Below are 478 nucleotides of genomic sequence, written 5' to 3'. Positions count from 1 at the left end.
TAACCGTGACCTTTAGCGAATTGATTTGCGTAGCAGACGCCTGGGTAAAATCAGCAAGTGTCTTCGACAAGTCAGTGACATTCGCCGTGTTCCCACCGGTGCTGGAATCCAAAACGCGCAATGACTCAGCGACAGCTTTACTGGCGTCGGCCATCACATTGTCTACTCGATCGATACTGGCTTTGTTATCTCCATACTGGACGCTCAGGAGGTTGCGCTGGTTAACCTGCGCGATCGTACTGGTGATCAGCGCGATAGCATTGTTCTGAATACCGCCGCTGGCCTTATCAGTTTGTGCACCCAGCTCTTCCAGGCGTGATGCCATTGAGGAATCGAGGTCCGTGACAACCTGGCTAAGGTCAGTGATTGATGCTGTATTCTGAGCACCTACAGCAGCTGCTGAATCAGCTTTGTCAGATGCGGCCTGAGTGGCAGCCGTCAATTGACTTACCGCAGAAGCGCGAGCTTCAGTTTCCGT

2 protein-coding genes are annotated in these 478 nt (G+C 52.5%); one reads left to right on the top strand and one right to left on the bottom strand.

Annotated elements, in window-relative coordinates; genetic code table 11:
- Window positions 1–325, bottom strand: a 325-nt coding sequence (locus tag M8370_RS23430) for a hypothetical protein (protein ID WP_250021874.1), incomplete at its 3' end; no start/stop codon positions are given.
- Between the two features lie 44 nt (window positions 326–369).
- Between M8370_RS23430 and M8370_RS23730 the strand changes: the two genes are divergently transcribed.
- A partial coding sequence (locus tag M8370_RS23730; RefSeq protein WP_350310272.1) for a hypothetical protein occupies window positions 370–478 on the top strand: 109 nt, incomplete at its 3' end.

This window comes from Enterobacter cloacae complex sp. OE43NF (assembly GCF_023544405.1).
GTDB lineage: Bacteria > Pseudomonadota > Gammaproteobacteria > Enterobacterales > Enterobacteriaceae > Enterobacter > Enterobacter cloacae.
This window is presented reverse-complemented; position numbering and strand designations above follow the sequence as displayed.